This is a genomic window from Pseudovibrio sp. POLY-S9 (assembly GCF_001431305.1).
Classification (GTDB): domain Bacteria; phylum Pseudomonadota; class Alphaproteobacteria; order Rhizobiales; family Stappiaceae; genus Pseudovibrio.
The window spans coordinates 1-7405 of record NZ_LCWX01000178.1 but is presented as its reverse complement, the minus strand read 5'-3'; the positions used below and the strand labels follow the sequence as shown (position 1 = coordinate 7405).

Annotated in this window: 7 protein-coding genes; 2 read left to right on the top strand and 5 right to left on the bottom strand. The window is 53.9% G+C overall.

Features of this window, described 5'->3' with window-relative positions; genetic code table 11:
• Positions 1–401, top strand: a 401-nt coding sequence (locus tag PPL9_RS17980; protein ID WP_152986744.1) for an ROK family protein, incomplete at its 5' end; no start/stop codon positions are given.
• Positions 402–410: 9 nt separating this feature from the next.
• Positions 411–2804, top strand: coding sequence for a PIG-L family deacetylase (locus PPL9_RS17975; RefSeq protein ID WP_057463989.1), 2394 nt, complete (start codon positions 411–413; stop codon positions 2802–2804).
• Positions 2805–2856: 52 nt separating this feature from the next.
• Here the strand turns inward: PPL9_RS17975 and PPL9_RS17970 are convergent, their stop codons facing one another.
• The 5 genes from PPL9_RS17970 to PPL9_RS17950 all read right to left on the bottom strand — a co-directional run bounded on the left by PPL9_RS17970 (position 2857) and on the right by PPL9_RS17950 (position 7167).
• Positions 2857–3987 (bottom strand): ABC transporter permease, encoded by a 1131-nt coding sequence (locus tag PPL9_RS17970; RefSeq protein ID WP_057463988.1) that lies wholly within the window; start codon positions 3985–3987, stop codon positions 2857–2859.
• The gene (locus PPL9_RS17965; protein ID WP_057463987.1) at positions 3984–4901 is read right to left on the bottom strand and encodes an ABC transporter ATP-binding protein; all 918 of its coding nucleotides are present in this window, start codon (positions 4899–4901) and stop codon (positions 3984–3986) included. Before PPL9_RS17965 ends, PPL9_RS17970 begins: the two co-directional genes overlap by 4 nt.
• On the bottom strand, positions 4898–5848 hold the full coding sequence (locus tag PPL9_RS17960) for an HlyD family efflux transporter periplasmic adaptor subunit (protein WP_208989461.1): 951 nt from the start codon (positions 5846–5848) through the stop codon (positions 4898–4900). The genes PPL9_RS17965 and PPL9_RS17960 overlap by 4 nt, the downstream gene beginning before the upstream one ends.
• Positions 5841–6548, bottom strand: a complete 708-nt coding sequence (locus PPL9_RS17955; protein ID WP_057463986.1) for a CerR family C-terminal domain-containing protein — start codon at positions 6546–6548, stop codon at positions 5841–5843. The genes PPL9_RS17960 and PPL9_RS17955 overlap by 8 nt, the downstream gene beginning before the upstream one ends.
• 136 nt (positions 6549–6684) lie before the next feature.
• Positions 6685–7167: a hypothetical protein gene (locus PPL9_RS17950; RefSeq protein ID WP_161831339.1), complete on the bottom strand. Its 483-nt coding sequence runs from the start codon at positions 7165–7167 to the stop codon at positions 6685–6687.
• Positions 7168–7405 lie beyond the last annotated feature (238 nt).

The window sequence follows — 7405 nt, the reverse complement described above, 5'->3', positions numbered from 1 at the left end:
GCCTTGAAACCTATACCAGCCGTATGGCGGCCAGTGAGTTTTTGCAAAAACGCGGCAAGTCTACCGAGAGCCAGAAGGACCTTTCTGATCTGCTGGCCGTGAATGATCCTGATCTGGATGAGTGGATCCGTGAAGCGGCTGACCCGTTGGCGCAGGCCATTGGAACGCTTGAGAACCTGTTTGATCCGGAGGCCGTTATTTTGGGTGGTGCCATGCCGCCGGAGCTGCTTGAGCGGTTGATTGCTCAACTGAACCTGATTGATGCGACGGTTTCCGTTCGCGCTGACCGGACTTTGCCGCGTGTGGTGCGTGGAGCGTCTGGTTGGATGACTGCGGCTCTTGGAGCGGCAGCGCTGATTATACACGACACCTATATTCCAAGTATTTCGAAGGTAGCCTGAGGGGACACGATGCCACTTTCAGAACAAGAACGTATTGCCGAGCACAAACAAAGTGTGCGGATGGTGAACCTTTGGCGGGCGCTGCAGCCACTCAAGTCAACGGTTTCCTTTATGAATACGGGAGCTCATCCGGATGATGAGATTTCTGAGATGCTGGCAGCTATTGGTCTTCGCGATGGCATTGCCTTGTCTTATGCCTGCGCCAACCGCGGTGAGGGCGGGCAAAATGATATTGGCACCGAGGCGACCGAGAACCTTGGTGTATTGCGCACCGCTGAAATGGAAAAAGCCTGTGATGTGTTGAACATGCGCATGTACTGGCTCTCGGAAAATGCTGAGGACAGTGTTTTTGACTTCGGGTTTTCAAAGAGCGGTGTTGAGACACTTAGCAAGTGGGGGCATCAACGCACGCTGAAGCGGTTTGTTGAAATCATCCGGCAAGAGCGGCCAGACATCATCAGCCCGACTTTTTTGAATATTCCCGGCCAGCATGGTCACCACCGCGCCATGACACAGGCTGCATTTGAGGTGATGAAAGCGGCGGCTAATCCTGAGTTTCCTGATGTTGAGCTACCGTGCTGGACCGTCAAGAAGCTCTACCTGCCAGCATGGTCTGGTGCGGGCGGGGCGTATGATGATGAGGTTCCACCACCACCTGCGACGCTGGAGTTTGATGGCAACAGTGAAGAGGAAGTCACCGGCTGGAGCTGGGCGCAGATTGGGGAACAGTCTCGTGCATTCCACAAAACACAAGGTATGGGGCGCTGGCAGGCTTACGACAAAAGCAATGTCTGGCCGCTGCATCTGGCGGAAAGCACGGTTGGAACAGACGAGCTGTCTTTATCCGATAATCTTCCGAAAGACCTTTCCGAGCTTGCTGCTTTTGCGGGAGCTCCGGTGCTTTCAGCGTTGCTGGATAAAGCACATGATCATTGTCTGGATGCGATTGAGGCCTTCCCGAACCGTACGATGGTTGGCGCGGCTGCGGCGCAGGCACTGAAGTTGTTGCGGAAGGCGATGGATGACTGCCCTGAGGCAGCCCGTGATGAAGTTCTGCACCGTTTGGAGCGCAAGGAGTTGCAGCTTGCAAAGGTGCTTGAGCTGGCAGAGGGCATTGTTGCCTCTGTGCGGTTGTCTCAAGACCAGCTGAAGCGTGGTGAGAGCGCTGAGGTTGCGTTTGAATGCAATCGTGAGGCCGTGAGTTTTGAGCTGGATTTGCCGAAGGGCTGGGTGCAGCAAGACGCCTGTGTCCAAGTTGGGGGTGAGGCTGACACCAGTGATCCGTACCCTGCTGTTTATTGTCCAGATGCGGTTCAGGCGCCCTGTGCAAAGCTTCAGTTTACTTCTCATGGTGTGGCGGTTGAAACGCGGCTGCCGTTTGAGGTGGAGCCAATTGTGCTTCCTTCTCATGTGGTTACATTGGATGACACGGGCTTCGTGCTCAACAACACGCTGGAAAAACGGTCCTTGAGCATTCCGGTGGGGGGGAATGCCGAGGGCTTGGGCCTTGATGTGCCAGAAGGATGGACGGCACAGTTTGACGATGGTGTTTTCCAGATTGCTCTGCCGGATGATGTTGCCAATGGGCTTTATGAGTTACCGATCCTGCAGGGGGGCGAGCAGGCTTACACCGTTCATGTTGTGTCTTATCCGCATGTGAGCCAGCGTGTTCGGGTTACTCCGGCGACGGTTCGGGTCTGTGTTGTCGAGGCGCGTCTTGATGCAAAGCGTGTTGGTTATGTCGGGAGCGGTAATGACCGTGTTGCCAAATGGCTTGGTGACATTGGCGTTGAACTGGTTGATTTGCCTGTTGGTGAGTTGAGTGCCAAGCGGCTGCAAGGGCTGGATTGCCTTGTCATCGGCATCTTTGCTTTCCGTAGCCGACAAGACCTACATGATGTGATTGAGGATATTCATGCGTGGGTGAAAGCAGGCGGGCGCCTGATTACACTCTATCACCGTCCATGGGATCGCTGGGATGCAGAAAAGCTTCCGCTTCAACTGCTTGAGATTGGATCGCCGAGCTTGCGTTGGCGGGTGACGGATGAAAATGCCGAGGTGCGTTATTTGAACCCGCAGCATGCCTTGCTCAACCAGCCTAATGAGATTGGCAAGAGCGATTGGGCGAACTGGCACAAGGAGCGCGGGCTCTACTTTGCGAAGAGCTGGGATGCTGCCTATGAGCCGCTGTTGGAGATGGCGGACCCTGATGAAGCACCTCACCAGGGCATTTTGCTTGTGGGTGACTTTGGGCAGGGGCAACACATCCACACCTCGCTTATCCTGCATCACCAGATGGAAAAGCTGGTGCCGGGGGCTTTCCGCCTGATGGCCAATCTGGTCTCGAGTGGGGTTGAAGAAGCCAGCGCCTCTCAAAGCACTGAGGCTTTTGAGGCCAGCTAGTTGATCTGATTGAGGCGCTGCAAAACAGCGCCTCTTTTCTTGTGGGCAGTTGTTAGTCCAGTGTCCGCTTGAACCTCTTCAAGGCCAGCATCAGGAGCAGGCCGACGAACAGGAAGAGGGTGTAAACGCTTGCGGATACCTCGCTCCATTCCGCGCCTTTCAGCAAGATCGCGCGAACAACGCGCAGGAAGTGAGTGAGCGGGAAGATCTCGCCCAGCATTTGCGCCCATTCCGGCATGCCCGCGTAGGGGAACATGAAGCCGGAGAGCAGTAGGGATGGCAGGAAGAAGAAGAACGTCATCTGCATGGCCTGCATTTGCGTGCGGGCGATTGTTGAGATGAAGTAGCCCAGCAGAACCAATGTCAGCACGAAAACCAGTATGGCACCGATAAGCAGCAGCAACCCGCCTTCAAACGGGATGTTGAAGAGCAGGCGGCCTGCAGTTAACACAACGGCGACCTGAACCGCCCCCACGCCCAGATAGGGCAGGACTTTGCCGCACATGATCTCAAAAGGAGACGCGGGCATGGCCAGAAGGTTTTCCATGGTGCCGCGTTCTGTTTCTCGCGTCAGTGCGATGCTTGTCATCATCACCAGCGTCAGCTGAAGAATGACGCCCAGCAGGCCGGGGACGATGTTGTACTGGGTGATGCCTTCCGGATTGTATTTGCGATGAATGATGGTGCTGGACTTCAAAAGATCTTGCTTCAGGCTTGGATTCTTTTGTTTGATGGATGCAACGGCTTTTTCGATGATTGCCGGAGCAGAGGCGACCGCAGCGCCGGACGCTGCCGGGTCTGTGGCGTCTGCTTCAATCAGCGCGTTGGGTGTTCCTGCTTCTGCCTGCTTGGCGAAATCGCTCGGGAATGTCACCACAAACGTGACTTTACCACGCCGGAGCAGACTGCGGGCTTCTGACGGTGAGACATTCACATCAGTGAACTTGAAGTACTGAGAGTTTTCAAGGGCTGTGACGGCTGCGCGTGAGTATGGGTCATTTGCCATGGCAACCAGAGCTGTGGGGAGGCCGCGCGGGTCATTGTTGATCGCGTAGCCAAACAGCACGAGCTGAAGCAGGGGAATGCCGAGCATCATGGCAAAGGTGATACGGTCGCGGCGCATCTGGATGAACTCTTTGATGAGCATAGCAAAGAGCCGCTGAAGGGAGAATACTCTGCTCATTGCATATTGTCCGTGCTGTCAGTCATGAACTTGATGAAGACATCCTCCAGATTGGTTTCTGATTGTTCGATCTGGATGTCTTCGTGTTGCTCCAGTGGTTTGAGCGCGCGTTTCAATGCCTGAAGGTCTGTTCCTGTTACGTGCAATGAGTTACCGAACGGTGCGACCTGCTGCACGCCTTTGTTTTCCTGAAGCTCAGGAATAAAACGTTCAAGGTTGGGGCCGGTGAGTGTGTATGTGTACAGTCCTGCATCTGCGATGACATCATGCAGGGAGCCGTCGGCTAAAAGTTCGCCATATGAGATGTAAGTGATGCGATGACAGCGCTCGGCCTCATCCATGTAGTGGGTGGAGACAAGAACGGTCATGCCATCAGCTGCAAGGCGGTGGATCTCCTCCCAAAAATCGCGACGGGCCTTTGGGTCTACACCTGCGGTGGGTTCATCCAACAGCAGAAGCTTCGGTTTGTGCATGGTGCAAGCTGCCAGAGCGAGGCGCTGTTTCCAACCACCTGACAGTTCGCCTGCTAATTGGTTGCGGCGGGAGAGCAGGCCTAGCTTTTCCAGTGTTGCGATTGTGTGCTGCTTCACTGGTTTGAGGTTGTAAAGCCGCGCGACAAAGCTCAGGTTTTCCTCGATGGTCAGATCTTCGTAGAACGAGAACTTCTGCGTCATGTAGCCGACCTGGCTTTTGATCAGCAGACGGTCCTTGATCAGATCATACCCAAGCACCTGTCCGTTGCCTTCGTCTGGCTTCAGGAGCCCACACATCATCCGGATGCTGGTGGTTTTGCCCGAGCCATTGGGACCAAGGAAGCCGACAATCTCACCCGGTTTGACTTTGAGCGAGACATTGTTGACGACCAGCTTGTCGCCAAAGCGTTTGGTCAGGCCTTTGACTTCAATTGCGTTCATTGCAAGCTGTCCAGATCAACGTCAAAAATCTGACCGGGCCTCAACGGAGAATGCTTCGTGATTGGCTTTGCCTGCACCTCATAAACCAGCTTCTCGCGTGTCTCTAAAGAGTAGATGACTGGTGGGGTGAATTCCGGGCCTTCTGCAATGTGGGTGATCTGCAAGGCTTGCAGGGTGGCGCAGCCGGAGCATCTGGCGTTGAATTTGGTGCCAACTTCCAGCTGTGCGTATTGCTCTTCGGGCACGAAGAAATGAAGCTTGATGGAATTGACGGGCAACAGGCTGGCAACCGGCGCTGTCGGGCCTGCCATTTCACCGGAGTGCAGGAACACGTCTGTGACCTTGGCATCTTCCGGTGCGTATATCTTCCGCTTCTCAAGCAGCCACTCAGCCAGATCAACTTTCGCCCTTGCCATTTCATAGAGGCTCTCGGCAGCGGCGATCTGATCTTCACGTGCTGGCAGTTTGGCAACGGAGAGCTGGGCTTGCAGCTCTGTTATTCGGGCTTGCGCAACGAGCAGGGCGGTCTCTGCTTCATCAAACTGTGCCTGAGAGATGACTTTATGCCCGAGTAGACCCTGATATCTGTCGTAGACGTTTTGCGAATGTTTGGCCTGCGCCTGTGCTGAGCGCAGGGTGGCGTTTAAAACATCGATCTCCTCAGGGCGCTTGCCAAGCTTGAGGTCATTGAGTGATGCGAGCGTCTGCTGCAATTGTGCTTTGGCTTCGGCTAGTTTCATGTTGGCGTCGGAGGATTCCAGTATGGCGATGAGCTGGCCTTTCTTGACCCGCTCACCTTCTTCTACCTGCACATCAGCAATTTCGGAGAGCTCCACTGGCGCCAGCTTGAGGTACTCGCCTTCAACATAGCCAGCAGTCAGGTTCTGCTCTGGTGCGCAAAAGGCGATCCAGCTTGCAATAAGAGGAAGGGCGCAGACATTAAGCATCGTTCGAGCCTTTCGACAGCTCATCCAACAGAGCGTTAATTGAGCGGTGGAGGATGGATTTGATCTGTGCCAGCTCATCCGGGCCTACTGCTTGCCAGCCCATGCGTTTGAGCACCAGCGGACGTGCCAGACGGATGTAAAGCAACTGGCCAATCATGGCGAAGATCGCGAGCTTCAGTTCATCAGAGCCGACAGGTTGCCCGGTTGCGCGACTGAAGAGCACGGTGACACGGTCCATCAGTGGTTCAAAGATCAAGTGGTAAAGCGTGTCCACTTCCTCTGGTGAGTGCAAAACCTCCTTGAGCATAAAGCCAATCACCAGCTCAGCGCGCTTGTTTGTCTGGGTGAAGGTGATCATGCGGTCGATCATCTCCAGAATCTTAGCGCGTGCGTCTTCAGGCGACAGATGCTCAATGTCAGAGAGCTTTCTGTTCAGCACAACGGACAGCACATCGCCAATCGACATGGCAATGAAGTTGATGCATGCGCGCTTCAGCCCGGCCTTGCCATCGAAGTGATAGGCAATGGAAGCAATGTTGGCCTTCGCTGTTTGCGCGATAGAGCGCGTGGACGTGCCGGCATATCCCTCACGACCGAAGTGGTAGAGAGCAGATTCAATAAGGTCGCGTTTTGTTTTGGCCGATGGGGTGTCAGATGCCAGAACTTCACGCAGTTCATTTGGGGTAGGGGAGTTTGTCATGATGACACCTATTTTTAATCAATCGTTTGATTGAAAATCTACGCCTGTTTCAGAATTTTGTAAAGTGCGCATCCAGAAATTCGTATTGATGGGAAATTGGGGGTGAGATTGGGATTTTATTTGTCAATAATTTCAATTAGTTATGTAATATTCTGCGTTGCTGTTGTTTTGCTTTTGCGGATTTGATTGCATTGTCACGAGAGAACGCATCGAGAACTTTTCTTGAACCATCTTCAGAGTGTGCATAGCTGTCGAGTAGCACTCTGGAACTTGACCAGCGCCTTGCCTCAGCCGCGTCAACTACGTTGATACCCTGCCTCACTACTGTCTCAGTTCCAAAGCCATGGTGACCGGCAGCATGTGGTGCGATGTACTTAATTCCAGCTTCCTTGCAGACTGTCTGCCAGTGCTTGTAAACGCTGTGATGGCTGGCGTAGCCGAATACTCTCCCGTTTCTTGGTGGTAGATTGGCGAGTGTAACAACCATCTCTGTCGTGATGTTTACCCACTGTGCATCATGTCCTTTGGCTGATGGCAAAAATACTCTATGGCTCATTAAGTCCAGATCATCCGGCACCATTTCAACTGCCTGAGTAATTCTTGAGCCTGTGGTGAACATGAAAAGAGCCAGCGCCCCCGCGTATGGGTTCGCATACTCCCTGAACTTATCAATCCATTCCCAAGACCCTGGAGTCTTTCGTTGTCTACTTTTCTTGCCCCGGATCTCGTCTTGCTCTGCGCGCTTGTCTGAGGTGTAGGCCTTGTCCGTCGTCGAGTGAAGTTAGACAGAATTAGCTTCTGAGTAGCGGGGTGTTTGGCCCGGTTTACGTTTTGATTTTAAGCGGCTTGCGCGTGGT